The organism is Nonomuraea sp. NPDC049649 (assembly GCF_040675175.1).
GTDB lineage: Bacteria > Actinomycetota > Actinomycetes > Streptosporangiales > Streptosporangiaceae > Nonomuraea.
The window spans coordinates 1-12,323 of the sequence record NZ_JBFAOH010000025.1; the positions used below are offsets into that span (position 1 = coordinate 1).

General features: G+C 67.9%; 14 protein-coding genes, 1 tRNA gene and 1 pseudogene. 5 read left to right on the forward strand and 11 right to left on the reverse strand.

The genetic code is table 11. The features are described 5' to 3' along the window. Positions 1-214 precede the first annotated feature (214 nt). A tRNA-Thr gene (locus AB0J42_RS26335) sits at positions 215-303 on the forward strand. 317 nt (positions 304-620) lie between these two features. Here AB0J42_RS26335 and AB0J42_RS26340 read toward each other — a convergent pair. The 3 genes from AB0J42_RS26340 to AB0J42_RS26350 form a co-directional block, all read right to left on the reverse strand. Next, positions 621-878 carry a hypothetical protein gene (locus AB0J42_RS26340; protein ID WP_364298872.1) on the reverse strand — a complete coding sequence of 86 codons (258 nt, stop codon included), beginning with the start codon at positions 876-878 and terminating at the stop codon, positions 621-623. Beyond that, positions 875-1,174: a DUF6247 family protein gene (locus tag AB0J42_RS26345; RefSeq protein WP_364298874.1), complete on the reverse strand. Its 300-nt coding sequence runs from the start codon at positions 1,172-1,174 to the stop codon at positions 875-877. The genes AB0J42_RS26340 and AB0J42_RS26345 overlap by 4 nt, the downstream gene beginning before the upstream one ends. Positions 1,175-1,511: 337 nt before the next feature. Then, positions 1,512-2,339 carry a hypothetical protein gene (locus AB0J42_RS26350; protein WP_364298876.1) on the reverse strand — a complete coding sequence of 276 codons (828 nt, stop codon included), beginning with the start codon at positions 2,337-2,339 and terminating at the stop codon, positions 1,512-1,514. A gap of 319 nt (positions 2,340-2,658) precedes the next feature. Here AB0J42_RS26350 and AB0J42_RS26355 point away from each other — a divergent pair, with 319 nt between their 5' ends. Beyond that, on the forward strand, positions 2,659-3,183 hold the full coding sequence (locus AB0J42_RS26355) for an AAA family ATPase (RefSeq protein WP_364298878.1): 525 nt from the start codon (positions 2,659-2,661) through the stop codon (positions 3,181-3,183). 188 nt (positions 3,184-3,371) lie between these two features. On the opposite strand, the gene AB0J42_RS26360 is transcribed toward AB0J42_RS26355, so the two are convergent. The 5 genes from AB0J42_RS26360 to AB0J42_RS26380 all read right to left on the reverse strand — a co-directional run bounded on the left by AB0J42_RS26360 (position 3,372) and on the right by AB0J42_RS26380 (position 7,623). Next, positions 3,372-3,962 (reverse strand): TetR/AcrR family transcriptional regulator, encoded by a 591-nt coding sequence (locus tag AB0J42_RS26360; protein ID WP_364298880.1) that lies wholly within the window; start codon positions 3,960-3,962, stop codon positions 3,372-3,374. Positions 3,963-3,986: 24 nt separating this feature from the next. Further along, a complete protein-coding gene (locus AB0J42_RS26365) occupies positions 3,987-4,712 on the reverse strand; it encodes an ABC transporter ATP-binding protein (protein ID WP_364298882.1) in 726 nt (241 codons plus the stop codon). Next, complete coding sequence (locus AB0J42_RS26370; protein WP_364298884.1) at positions 4,709-5,851, reverse strand: ABC transporter permease; 1,143 nt, start codon at positions 5,849-5,851, stop codon at positions 4,709-4,711. Before AB0J42_RS26370 ends, AB0J42_RS26365 begins: the two co-directional genes overlap by 4 nt. 450 nt (positions 5,852-6,301) lie before the next feature. Next, positions 6,302-6,757, reverse strand: coding sequence for a hypothetical protein (locus AB0J42_RS26375; protein ID WP_364298886.1), 456 nt, complete (start codon positions 6,755-6,757; stop codon positions 6,302-6,304). After that, a complete protein-coding gene (locus AB0J42_RS26380; protein ID WP_364298888.1) occupies positions 6,754-7,623 on the reverse strand; it encodes a GNAT family N-acetyltransferase in 870 nt (289 codons plus the stop codon). Before AB0J42_RS26380 ends, AB0J42_RS26375 begins: the two co-directional genes overlap by 4 nt. Positions 7,624-7,837: 214 nt before the next feature. Here AB0J42_RS26380 and AB0J42_RS26385 point away from each other — a divergent pair. From AB0J42_RS26385 to AB0J42_RS26395, 3 genes and pseudogenes are all read left to right on the forward strand, one after another. Beyond that, positions 7,838-8,395: pseudogene (locus AB0J42_RS26385) on the forward strand (epoxide hydrolase); the annotation flags it as partial. A 205-nt stretch (positions 8,396-8,600) separates the two neighbouring features. Then, positions 8,601-8,975 carry a hypothetical protein gene (locus tag AB0J42_RS26390; RefSeq protein ID WP_364299037.1) on the forward strand — a complete coding sequence of 125 codons (375 nt, stop codon included), beginning with the start codon at positions 8,601-8,603 and terminating at the stop codon, positions 8,973-8,975. A 22-nt stretch (positions 8,976-8,997) separates the two neighbouring features. Continuing rightward, a complete protein-coding gene (locus AB0J42_RS26395; RefSeq protein ID WP_364299039.1) occupies positions 8,998-9,318 on the forward strand; it encodes a hypothetical protein in 321 nt (106 codons plus the stop codon). A 41-nt stretch (positions 9,319-9,359) separates the two neighbouring features. Here AB0J42_RS26395 and katG read toward each other — a convergent pair whose 3' ends face one another. The 3 genes from katG to AB0J42_RS26410 all read right to left on the reverse strand — a co-directional run bounded on the left by katG (position 9,360) and on the right by AB0J42_RS26410 (position 12,291). Continuing rightward, positions 9,360-11,588, reverse strand: a complete 2,229-nt coding sequence (katG, locus tag AB0J42_RS26400; RefSeq protein ID WP_364298890.1) for a catalase/peroxidase HPI — start codon at positions 11,586-11,588, stop codon at positions 9,360-9,362. Between the two features lie 14 nt (positions 11,589-11,602). Continuing rightward, the gene (locus tag AB0J42_RS26405; protein WP_364298892.1) at positions 11,603-12,025 is read right to left on the reverse strand and encodes a Fur family transcriptional regulator; all 423 of its coding nucleotides are present in this window, start codon (positions 12,023-12,025) and stop codon (positions 11,603-11,605) included. A gap of 62 nt (positions 12,026-12,087) precedes the next feature. Further along, on the reverse strand, positions 12,088-12,291 hold the full coding sequence (locus AB0J42_RS26410; RefSeq protein ID WP_364299033.1) for a hypothetical protein: 204 nt from the start codon (positions 12,289-12,291) through the stop codon (positions 12,088-12,090). Between the last annotated feature and the right edge of the window lie 32 nt (positions 12,292-12,323).

The window sequence follows — 12,323 nt, forward strand, 5'->3', positions numbered from 1 at the left end:
TCGATCTCGGCGCGGATGGCCTGAACGGGCGGTAGTGTGCGTGCCACGAGCGTAGGTCCTTGCGTAGTGCGAACTTTGGTCGGTTCAGCACGGCACCCTACGCTCGTTCACTTTTACACCGCATCTCGGACGCGACCTGGTGTGGGCTGCTGTACAGCAGCGCCGTACAGCAACACCGCCTTACGCGATCACACGACACCGACCCCCATTTACCGCCAGTGCAGGGCAGAGCCTCATCGACATGAGGCCTGCCCTTCTCTCGTAATGAAGGGGTCTGGGGTTCGAATCCCCAAGGCGGCTCCAGCTCAAAAGGCCCTTCCGGATGATCCGGGAGGGCCTTTTGCTAACACCCTTGCTAACAGAGTTCACATCCGCTTCGGTCGCTGTGAGGCTGTGGGCGTCTTCCTCTTGCGACTCCCCCCGCACTGCTAGGGAACCGTAGGCGCGCTTGGCTTGTACATGGCGACCCCGTGAGGACGATCACTGTGGTGTCGTCGATGGTCGGGGCGGCCATATGGCAGCAGGCGTGGAGTGAGTGTGTATGGGACGGGACGGTGAACGTGCGTCGATGGCTGCGGATCTGATCGTGCCGGGGCCATCGAGGTCTGCTCGTCGACTAGTCAGCCGGCCCAGAGGATGTCGATGATTCGCAAGGTCTGCGTCTCCTCATTGAGGATGAACGTCAGCATCCCTTGGCTGTTGTCTCCGAAGAAGGCATGCCTCACTACGGACTGTCCGGGACGCTCTACGACTGCGTCCCACGGGTTGTGAAGAAGTTCGATGAGTTGCTCCAGCAACGGGCCGTCGCGAACCTCTTCGGGAAGACCGTTCAGCTCGTACAGGGCGCGCCCGTGGAAACCATCGAACTTGTAGCTCACAGCCGGCCTTCCCACTCCGGCGGGGTGTAGCGGGTGAACATCTCGGTACGCCCCTGAAGAGCGTCGTCGACGGCCTCCTCGTAACCAGGGCGGGCGTAGGCGATCGCACGCAGGCGCCACCGGCGCAGCAGCGTCTGTATCTGCTTGAAGCGGGCCAGATCGTGTGCGGCTTCCAAGGCCTCGTCGTACTCTGCTCGGAACTGGGCCCTATGCGATGGCGGAAGGGCCTCATAGATCGCGGCCGGGTCCTCCCCAGGGTCACGGGGCGCGGCAGGTTCCAGAGGCTGAGCAGTCATACGGCCAATCTATCCTCTGCAGCTGGGCGTCGCCGTGGATGGAAGTAAGCCTGCCGGTCCTGGTTGATCGGTCCAGCAGCAAGGGCACGATATCTGCGTCACCTCGCCCGGGGACTCGCCAGCGGTTGCGGCAGATCCATCTCCGGCGGCAGCGGACGTGACGCAGGTCCTTCCCGCGGACTGTCCAGTTCATCGCGATATCCAGCAGAGTCCTCAGCATGCGCTCCCCCTTCAGCGCGGTCCACCTTCGCTCTGGAACCTGCGTCGGCGAGCGAGTCGGCCAGGTGTCGGCAGCCCGCTACCGAAGTCCAGGAACCGTGAAGGAAATCGCATCCGATCACGAGTCGCAGGTGCGGGCAGTGGATCGGCGCTTCTTGGGGGTGTCGGTCTTGGAGGCTTTGGTCTGCCGGCCCTTGCGTAGAAGCAGCGCGGAGGCGGCTTCGGCCAGTGGATAGGTTTTCGGACTTCGGCCGGGGATCTCTTTACCCTTGAGGATATTGCGAATTTGTTGATCCTTAAGAGGACCCTTGGCCAGGTAGGCGGCAAGCTCGGCAGCCGTTGCTACGGCTCCATCGGACGGTGTGCTGCTGCCGGGCAATGCAGGCTGCTGCGCGCTGTCGTCGACGGGGCGGGCAAGCGCAGGGTCGACGGACTGCGGTGCCGCCTCCAGTAATTCCCGCCGGACGGCCAGCAGCCATTGCTCGATGCGCCTGTCGATCAACGTGTAGATCTCGTTGGCGACCCGTGCTTTGACCTCGCTGTCGAGTCGATCCTGCAACTGGGCCACGAAATTCTGAACAAATCGCTCCCGGAAATCGTCCCCATCAGCCCATGTGTTGGCCCACACCGTGAAGAGATTGTCGAACCAGTGCGCGACCCAAGCGTCGAACTCTCTTTTTAGCTCGGAGTCTTTCCAGGCTGTGATCCGAGAATCGAACCCAGCGGTGAACAAGGGCTGGAACCTCTCCGGGAGTTGACTGTCGGCCCAGGCGTGCATGTGTTGGTCGAAGCCTTCGGCGAACAGAGTCTCGAACCTGTCCGGCAAGTGGTCATCAGTCCAGGCTTTCAGCCGTTTGTCGAACTCCCCGCCAAGTCGCGCATCGATCCACCGGTCGAATCGGGCTTCGAACCATGCCTCGAACCGTTTCTCGATCCAGCGCTCCATGAACACTTCTATGCAGCTCCCCTCGCCAGGAGCAGATATGGATCAGTTGACTGGAAGATACGAAGCGCCGCAGATGTGGGATAGGTGATGACGAGGCAGGGTTGGGTCTCTCTGGGGAGACCTAACTCAGCTGTTGACGTCGGCCCTGCTCGTCGCTCCTAGGGGGACTTTCGATCCCAAGCGGCTGACACTGGATAGATGGCGCGCTGTCAGCTCGGTACCTCGCCAGCTTTTAGTGCTGTGCTCAGAAACGCGGGTGGCCATGCTATCTGTGGCACCCTGTCCGCTCGCGGCCCACGCAGTACTAGCATCGATCGTCATGATCATATGGCTCAACGGTACCCACGGCGTGGGCAAGACGACGACCAGTGCCCTCGTACAGGAGCTGATCCCGGATTCGCGGGTTTTCGACGCCGAGAAGGTCGGGGAGACGCTTATGGACATCACGCCTGGGTTACCCGCGACAGATAACTTTCAGCACTGGCCACCGTGGCGGCCGCTCGTCGTAGAGACTGCCCGCCGCGTGCTCGACTACGCCGGCGGGATTTTGGTGATGCCCATGACTGTGCTGGTCGAGGAGTACTGGCGCGAGATCAGCTCGGGTCTTGCCCGCCATGACATTCCGGTACGGCACTTCGTCCTTCACGCTGACCAAGACACCATCCGCCGCCGTATCGAGGGGGACACTCTTCTTGGTCCCTCCCCCTTCCGTCTCAAGTACCTTGAGCCGTACGCCGAGGCGGCCCGCTTGTGGCTCCACGCTGAGGCGGAGGTGGTCGACACCACGCATCTCACTCCTGCTGAGGCCGCCGCGCAGATCGCAGAGGCCGTCAAGAGTCGCTAAGCAGAGGCCCAGTGGTCGCGGCCCTGGTTCTATTCGGCCTTCGGATCGAAGTCTCCCGGGCAATGACTTCAGAAGGCGCGCGAGATGATCACGATTCTGGCTCGTGAAGGGCGCAGTGGCGCGGACGATCTCGGCGGTGCGCGCCTGACACCCTGGTGAACGGCCGATGGGGACTACCAGGGGCCTGCTCAGGACGTCGTCTCGCCTGAGGTGCGCACGAACGGCTCCAGCAGGGTCCGCGCGGACTCCCAGGTGGTCTGCAGGTCGGTGCCGGACTCGATCAGCCGGGACCCGGCGAACACGATCGCGTTGATCATCTCCGCTGTCTCGGGCACTGCCCGGACGCCGAGGTGGTGCAGTGCCTCCACGAGCGGCTCCAGGAGCTGCTGGTGCATGGCACGGCTCTGCTCGGCGACGGTGTCGCCCGGCGCGACCTCCGCGAGGAGGCTGGCCAGCGCGTGCTCGCCCTCGGTGATGAGTTCGAAGTTGGTCAGCACGTAGGCGAGTACGCGGTCGGCGGGGGTCGCGGCAGCGTCCATCGCTGCGGCGACCCGGGCCGACCAGCGGGGGAAGACGTCCTCCACCACCGCGTTGAGCAGGTCTCCTGGTGACCGGAAGTACTGGTAGAGGCTGGGCCGGGCCAGCCCGGCGCGCGCGGCGACCTGGGTCAGCGTGGGTGGCCGGCCGGTCTCCGAGAGGATCTGTCTCGCCGCGTCGAGCAGTGCCCGGTGCTGGGCGGCCCGATGTTCGGCGACGGTCGGCGCCTGGATGCGTGGCACCTGCCCTCCTCCACCGTGGTCGGTCTACTCCGACAGTTTCCCATCCACCATCGACAGGACTCGGTCGCAGTGGCCGAGTACGTCGTGGTCGTGGGTGACCATGATCGTGGCGACGCCGAATTCGTGCGTCTCGTGCGCGAGCAACGTCACGATGTCGTCGCTGCGGGCGCGGTCGAGCGCCGCGGTCGGCTCGTCCACCAGCAGCACGGCTGGGCGGGTGACGAGCGCGCGGGCGATGCCCACCCGCTGCCGCTCGCCGCCGGACAACTGGTGGGGGCGGTGCCCGGCGCGGTGCCCCATCCCGACCCGGTCGAGGAGTTCTCGCGGGTCGTGACCGGCGCTCGCGCGTTTGCCCGCCACCTCGAGTGCGAAGCGGAGCTGGTCGAGCGCGGTGAGGGCCGGGATGAGGTTGCCGGATTGGAAGACGAACCCGATGCGTTCGCGGCGGTGGCGTGCCTTCTCGCGGGCACTCGCCTTGGAGATGTCGACGCTGTCCAGCAGGACCCGGCCGGTGTCGGGTGTGGTGAGCGCGCCGGCGACGGCGAGCAGGCTCGACTTGCCGGAGCCGGACGGCCCGACGATGGCGACGAACTCGCCGGGCGCCACGTCGAGGTGGACGTCGTCGAGCGCGGTGACCATGGCGTCGCCGTCGCCGAGTGACAGGGTGACGCCCTCGATCAGCAGGCCGCCGCGTTGCCGGGAGCCGGCGCGGCGGGAGTCCGGGCGCTGGGACGTGGAACTGCTGGTCATCTCTGCCCTCCCAGGGCTTCGAGCGGGTCGACGCGGACGATGCGGCCCACGGCCGCCGCGGCTCCGGCGAGACCGAGGCCGATGAGGAGCAGGGCGGCGAAGACGAGCGGTGCCGTCTCCAGCGCGAACGGCATGGGCGTTGTGGTGAGCAGCGCGCCGCCGCCCACTCCCATGAGGAAGCCCAGGGCGGTGGACACGGTCAGGATGACGGCCGCCTGGGTCATCGTGTCCCGCATGAGGTAGCCGGTCGAGGCTCCCATGGCCCGTACGACGGCGAGTTCGTGCTTGCGCTGGATCGTCCACACGGTGAAGAACGTGCCGACGACGAGCGCGGAGATCGCGTAGAGGAAGACCTGGATGAGCGTGAGCGTGGCGGTCTCGGCGGTGTAGCCGGGGGAGGCGCCGAAGGACTCTTCGAGCGTCATGCTGGTGGTGCCCACCACGGCGTCGCCGCCGGACAGGTCGATCCGGTTTCCGTCCCGGGCGCGCAGGGCGATGGCCGTGGCTTCCTCGTACGCTCCCTCACGTACCTCGTCGTCCGGCCCGGCGCCGGCGTGCACTTGCTGCCAGGAACGCAACGGCAGGTATGCCACGTCGACGTGCCCGAAGGTGCGCTGGTCGCCGGTGGTGCCGACGATCTTGAGGCGGGTTTCCAGGCGGTCGATGACGACGGTGTCGCCGATCGCCAGGCCCTCGTCCAGGATGGTCTGGCTGACGACGATGCCGTCGGGGTCTCCGAGCCCGGTGCCGTCGGAGACGGCGGGTGCGAGGAACGAGCCGGGGTCCACGCCGAACAGGGCCAGGTCGATCGGCATCTCGGCGCCCGCGGCGGTCGTGGCCTTGGCGTGGACCAGCACGTTGCCGAACGGCGTGGCGTCGGCGACGTCGTCGCGGCCCTTCCATGCCTCGGCCTGGTTCACGTTGACGATGCTGCGGGAGAAGGCGGAGTCGGTTCTGGTGCCCTCGGCGAAGGCGAACGCGTTGACGGGCAACCGCTGGAGCCCGGACACCCCGTCGTTGACGAGCCCGGAGGAGAGACCGGACAGCAGCACGACGAGGATTGCGATGAGGGCGACGACTCCGCCCATCAGGCCGAAACGTGCGCGGGCGAAGATCAGCTCGCGCCAGGCCAGGAACATGGCACTCCTTCACGGGGACGGATCACAGGGGTAGGCGGAGCGCCTCAACTTGCCGACGCACCGTTGGAAAGATACCAACACCCCGTCGGGAAGAGGGGAGCCACCCAGTGCGATCGGGCAGGCGCCATCGACGCGACTCACCCGAGGTGATTAGGGTTGCGCCGTGCTCGACAAGCCTCCCGGATGGCCCTTGCTGACGGCGTTTGCGCTCGCGGCGCTGGTCGCTCTGTGGTGGGCCAGTGCTCCCTATGTGTACGTCGAGTTCGTCATCTGGGTGGTCCTCGTCGGTGGTGGGCTTGGTCTCCTGTGGACGGTGCGGGCTGTCGTTCGTGGCTCGGAGCGGTGCCTTCTCGCGCGAGTGCCGGCAGGTGGGGCTTTATCCCGTCTGCTGGTCGGAGGCGACGCTCGGTGGTGGGGCGGTACGCGTACTCCGGCTGGGACAAGTGGTGATCAGCGTTGGGATTTGCGTTCGCGCCGGGTGCGGAGCGCCCAGTGTCCCAGTCCAAGGAGACCGGACATGGTCGGTTGCACGATCAGGGCGATCAGGAGCCATTCAGACCAGGATGTGACGGGACCATCGCTCTCTCTGGCCAGGGCGAATGCCGTACATGCGAGGCCGAATACCAACAGCCCCAGGCTCAGACGGAGGTGCTGGCCGCGAGGGAGCGCGCCGCCTCCGCGCCAGACAAGCACCGGGAGACCGAAGAGGACGAAGAACTGGACTCCTTGCCCCGCGAAGCTCCCCACGATCTGGCCGATGGAGGCGTCGAAGAACCCCCCGTGATCGGTCCAGTCGCTTAACTCGTACACCCATGACCCGGTCGTCCAGGCCAGCACGAGGAGGGCGAAGAGGGTCAAGAACTCGGCGGCTGTCGAGGGGAACGCAGGGTCCTGTTTCTCGGTCATGGGGGGCCTTGGGCGCGGGAGTGGTCTCGGATCTGGGTGAGGCGGTGGAAGCCGGCTGATTCGTAGGTGGCGATGGCGCCGGTGTTCGAGGTCGGGGTGCAGACGAGGGCGCTGGACGAGCCTAGCTCCTGGAGTGCGGCCGCGGCGGCGAGGGTGATCGCCGTGCCGTGGCCGTGGCCGCGGTGGTCCCGGTGGACGCCCATCGGTTCGAGCAGGCCGGGTCTGCCGGGGCGCGCCGACCATACTGTCGCCGCCGCGACCGCGTTCCCCTGGTCGTCGTACGAGACGAGGCAGCGGGCGGCGGTGTAGAGGGGTCCGGAGGCCATGGCGTGCCAGCGGGAGTCCGTGAACGTGGATCCGTCGAACGACGCCCGCTGGACGGCGGTGCGTACGTGGGCTCGCTCCGGGCCGATGACCTCGGTCCGTACGTCCGGGGTTTCAACCGGCTCGGTGAGGTCGCGGCGGAGCGGGGTCCACGGCTCGTCGGCGGTCCAGCCGCGTTCGGACAGCAGGTCTTGTACGAGGGGGCTCATCGAGGCGTCGGCCTGTGCCTTTCCTTCGGGCAGTACGGCACGACCGGTCATGTCGTCGGCCAGGCGCCGCGCCAGTTCCTCGTCCTGCCGGGCGTCGGGTGCGATCGCCAGTCGCACCAGACCGGGGCCGTCCAGCAGACCGACGGCGAGGATGCGCCCGGCCCGGCTCCACGTCCGGACCGCCGCGGCCGTCGCCTCCGCGCCGAACCGCCAGAACCAGCCGAGGTCCCCCGGGTGCAGCTGCACCGGCGCTCCCTCGTACTGCCACTCCCGCAGCACGCCCGCGACCCCGCCCAGCCCGTCGACGCCCGGGGCGCCCAGCACGATCGTCATGCACCCGATCAGACACCACCGCACCGCCGGACCGCACACTGTTTTCGACGGTCTCTCGCCGGGCGATCATGTAGGGGTGGAAATGCGCTGCTCACGCGCGAGCGTCCTTCGAGATCGTGGACTTCCACGTCGTCGGGACAGGCAAGCAACGCTTCCAGTCGCTGACGTTGCGACGAGGAAGCTGACGTTCCGCGATGGCTCCTAGCTTGGCCGCATGACCCACGTGACTGACGTCCAGCCGTATCGCATCCACATTCCGCAGGCCGATCTGGACGAGCTGCGTGACCGGCTGGCCCGTACCCGCTGGCCGAGCCGGCTGCCGGGCGCCGAGTGGAGCCGGGGTGTGCCGGTCTCGTATCTGAAAGAGCTGGTGAAGTACTGGGCGGACGGGTTCGACTGGCGGGCCCAGGAGGCGAAGCTCAACGCGTTCCCGCAGTTCACCACCGTGATCGACGGGCAGAGCGTGCATTTCTTCCATGTGCGGTCGGCCGATCCCGGGGCGCTGCCGCTGATCATCACGCACAGCTGGCCGGGCTCGGTCGTGGAGTTCACCGAGCTGCTCGGGCCGCTGTCCGAGAGCTTCCATGTGGTCGCGCCGTCGCTGCCGGGGTTCGGGTTCTCGCCGTTCCCCGAACCGGCGGACGAGCGGCCGTGGAGCATCGAGCGGGTGGCCCGTACGTGGGCGGAGCTGATGAGCAGGCTGGGCTATGAGCGCTACGGCGCGCACGGCAACGACGCGGGTGCGCTGGTGTCGCCGCAGCTCGCCGTGGTGGCGCCGGAGAAGGTGGTGGGGGTGCACATCACCGGCGGCATCGGACTGCCGGGCGGCCCGGACGACCTGGAGGGGCTGTCGGAGGAGGAGCACGCGGAGGTGGCGTGGGTGGCCGAGATGCTGGGCGGGGCGGGGGGGAAGCGGGTACGCGCCGTATCTGGCCGCCCGGCCGCAGACGCTCGCCTATGGCTGGGCGGATTCGCCGGTGGCGCAGCTCGCCTACCTGGTGGAGCGGTTCAAGGAGTTCGACGGCTGGCCCGAGGGGGAGGCGCCGCGGGAACCTGTCGACCGCGACCTGATCCTCGCCAACGCGAGCCTCTACTGGCTGACGGGCACCGGCGGGTCGTCGTCGTGGACCTACTACGAGGGTGCGGCGGGCCTGCCGATCGACCAGGAGGCGGTGCCGACGGGCGTCTCCCACGGCGGCCCGGAGGCCTTCCGGAAGATCGCCGAGCGGAAGAACACGATCGTCCACTGGGAGAACCACGAGCACCCCAGTCACCTGGTGGCCATGGCAGCCCCCGGCCCGCTCGCCGCCGATATCCGGATTTTCTTCGAAAAATCCGTCGATCTCGGCTGATGATCGGGCCTACGCTGCCCGTATGTCCCGCACCTCCTTCGTCTGCCTGCCGTGCCGCGCCTCGTACAAGCAGGTCTACGGCGAGCGCGAGCGGCCCTGCCCGCGCTGCGCGCGGCCGCTGATCCACGTGGGCTCCGCGTTCGCGGCCCCGCCCCGGCGGGACAAGGCGGCCTGGCGGGTGCTCACCCTGCTGCTGCACGCGGGCGTCCGCTTCCCCAAGGGCTGCTGCGGCGGGCCCGGCTACCGGCCGCGCACGCTCGCGGAGGTGCGGGCCAGGATGGCTTACGCGCGCAGGACCGGGGAGCCGTTCTCCAGGGCCCTCGTACGGAGCGAACTGCCATGAAAAAGGGCCGGCCCCCAGAGGGAGGCCGGCCCGGAAGGTGATCAGGAAAGGTCGAACCGGTCGAGGTTCATGACCTTGTCCCACGCCGAGACGAAGTCCTTCACGAACTTCTCCTTGGCGTCGTCACACGCGTACACCTCGGCGAGCGCCCGCAGCTCGGAGTTCGAGCCGAAGACGAGGTCCGCGCGGGTGGCGGTCCACTTGACCTCGCCGGTGTCGTAGTCGCGGCCCTCGAAGGTGCTCGAGTCGTCGGACGTCGGCGCCCACGTGGTGCCCATGTCGAGCAGGTTGACGAAGAAGTCGTTCGTCAGCTTGCCCGGGGTGTCGGTGAACACGCCGTACTGGGACTGGCCGCTGTTGGCGCCCAGGACGCGCAGGCCGCCGACGAGGACGGTCATCTCGGGGGCGCTCAGGTTGAGCAGGTTGGCCTTGTCGAGCAGCAGGTACTCGGCCGGCAGGCGGTTGCCCTTGCCGTAGTAGTTGCGGAACCCGTCGGCCTTCGGCTCCAGCACCGAGAACGACTCGACGTCGGTCAGCTCCTGGGTGGTGTCCACCCGGCCCGGCGTGAAGGGCACCTGGACGTCGAAGCCGGCGTCCTTGGCGGCCTTCTCGACGGCGGCGCAGCCGGCGAGCACGATCACGTCGGCGAGCGAGACCTGCTTGCCGCCGGTCTGGGAGCCGTTGAACTCCTTCTGGATGCCCTCCAGCGCGCCCAGCACCTTGGCGAGGCGGTCGGGGTCGTTGGCCTCCCAGCCGATCTGCGGCTGCAGGCGGATCCGGGCGCCGTTGGCGCCGCCGCGCTTGTCGCTGCCGCGGAAGGAGGAGGCGGACGCCCAGGCGGTGAACACCAGGTCGGAGACCGTCAGGCCCGAGGCGAGGATCTTCTCCTTGAGCACGGCGACGTCGCCGTCGTCGATCTGCTCGTAGGTGGCCTCAGGCAGCGGGTCCTGCCAGAGCAGCACCTCGTCCGGCACCTCGGGGCCGAGGTAGCGCGAGACCGGACCCAGGTCGCGGTGGGTCAGCTTGAACCAGGCGCGGGCGAACGCGTCGGCGAACTCGTCCGGGTTCTCGAAGAAGCGCCGGGCGATCGGGCCGTAGATCGGGTCCTCGCGGAGCGCGATGTCGGTCGTCAGCATGCTCGGCGCGTGACGCTTGTCCGGGTCGTGGGCGTCCGGGATGGAGCCCTCGCCCGCGCCGTGCTTCGGCCGCCACTGGTGCGCGCCGGCCGGGCTCTTGGTCAGCTCCCACTCGTAGCCGAACAGGTTCCACAGGAAGTTCGACGTCCACCGGGTCGGCGTCGAGGTCCAGGTGACCTCCAGGCCGCTGCCGATCGTGTCGCCGCCCTTGCCGGTGCCGTAGGTGTTCTTCCAGCCGAGGCCCATCTGCTCCATGGGGGCGGCCTCGGGGTCGGGGCCGACGTGGTGGGCCGGGCCGGCGCCGTGGGTCTTGCCGAAGGAGTGGCCGCCGGCGATCAGGGCGACGGTCTCCTCGTCGTTCATCGCCATCCGGCGGAACGTCTCGCGGATGTCGCGGGCCGCGGCGAGCGGGTCCGGGTTGCCGTTGGGGCCCTCCGGGTTGACGTAGATGAGGCCCATCTGGACCGCGGCGAGCGGGTCCTCCAGCTCACGGTCGCCGGTGTGGCGCTCGTCGTCGAGCCAGTTCTGCTCGGGACCCCAGTAGACGTCGTCGTCCGGCTCCCAGACGTCCTCACGGCCGCCGGCGAAGCCGAAGGTCTTGAAGCCCATCGACTCCAGGGCGACGTTGCCCGCGAGGATCATCAGGTCGGCCCAGGAGATCTTCCGGCCGTACTTCTTCTTGACCGGCCAGAGCAGGCGGCGCGCCTTGTCGAGGTTGACGTTGTCGGGCCAGCTGTTGAGCGGCGCGAAGCGCTGCTGGCCGGCGCCGGCGCCGCCGCGGCCGTCGTGGATGCGGTAGGTGCCGGCGGCGTGCCACGCCATGCGGACCATCAACGGGCCGTAGTGGCCGAAGTCGGCCGGCCACCAGTCCTGGGAGGTGGTCAGCAGCTCGGCGATGTCACGCTTGACGGCGGCGAGGTCGAGGCTCTTGAACTCCTCGGCGTAGTCGAAGTCCTTGCCCATGGGGTTGGCCACGTCGGGGTTCTTGGCAAGGATCTTCAGGTTGAGCCGGTCCGGCCACCACTGCCGGTTGTCGCCGCCCTGGGTGGGGTGGGGGGCCCGCCCGGTTACCGGGCAGCCGCCTCCGCCCTCCGTTTTGGAGTCGGTGACGATCGCATCATGGTTCTCGGTCATGTGAGTCCTTCTGATCAGGCGTTGGAACAGGTGGGGCAGAGACCCCAGAAGATGACCTCGGCCTCGTCTATCGCGAAGCCGTGGTCGTCGGACGCATTCAGGCAGGGCGCGTGCCCGGTCGTGCAGTCGACGTCGGCGACGGCTCCGCACGATCGGCAGACGATGTGGTGGTGGTTGTCCCCCACGCGCCCTTCGAACCGGGCCGCGCTTCCGGCCGGTTCGATGCGCCGTACGAGACCCGCCGCCGTGAGCGCGTGGAGGGCCTCGTACACGGCCTGGAGGGAGATATGGCCGACACGATCGCGCACCCCGGCGGCGATGCTCTCGACATCGAGATGATCGCCGTCGCGGACGGTTTCGAGGAGAGCCACACGGGCGGCCGTGACCCGCAGTCCGACTCCGCGCAGCTCCTCGGCGGTGGTCTTGGGCGCGCTCATGCGGGTAAACCTATCGCGCTAAACACGAATTAATCAAGTTAGCGAAGGACCCAAGCTATCTGTTAACCCCTGCGGAACTGCTCGATCATCGCCGCGTAACCGCTGCCGCCGTGCCCGTCGGCGACCGCGCGGTCCATCAGGTCCTTGACGAACCTCGGCAGTTCGGCGGCGACCCCGAGCGCCTCGCTCTCCTCGATGAGGGGCCGCGTCGCGGCCAGGTGGGTGTCGATGGTGGCGTCGGTGGCCGGGTACGCGCCGTCGTCGATCTGCTGCGCGTAGGCTCTTCAGGACCGGCTCG